Here is a 211-nt window from a genome sequence, read left to right as displayed (position 1 = left end):
CTAATTTAGTCATTTGAATTTCTCCATTCTTTTTTTATTTTTAAATATTATTACGTTAGAATCCTAAGTATTTGCCTAGAATGCTTACACCATTTGATACGATGTCAACAATACTTGTACCTAATTTTGTCCAATCTTGATTTTGTGCTGCTGTTACAGTATTTGCAATTGCTTCTGCTAATTTAGTCATTTGAATTTCTCCATTCTTTTT

General features: G+C 28.4%; 1 protein-coding gene. It reads right to left on the bottom strand.

Annotated features, from left to right (window positions below; translation table 11 throughout):
- Positions 1-55 precede the first annotated feature (55 nt).
- Positions 56-190 carry a beta-class phenol-soluble modulin gene (locus HMPREF2629_RS09370; RefSeq protein WP_070813319.1) on the bottom strand — a complete coding sequence of 45 codons (135 nt, stop codon included), beginning with the start codon at positions 188-190 and terminating at the stop codon, positions 56-58.
- Positions 191-211 lie beyond the last annotated feature (21 nt).

The organism is Staphylococcus sp. HMSC034C12 (genome assembly GCF_001835895.1).
In the GTDB taxonomy this organism is placed as follows: domain Bacteria; phylum Bacillota; class Bacilli; order Staphylococcales; family Staphylococcaceae; genus Staphylococcus; species Staphylococcus hominis.
Note: the sequence above shows the minus strand (reverse complement) of the source record. Positions and strands in the feature narration are given on the sequence as shown.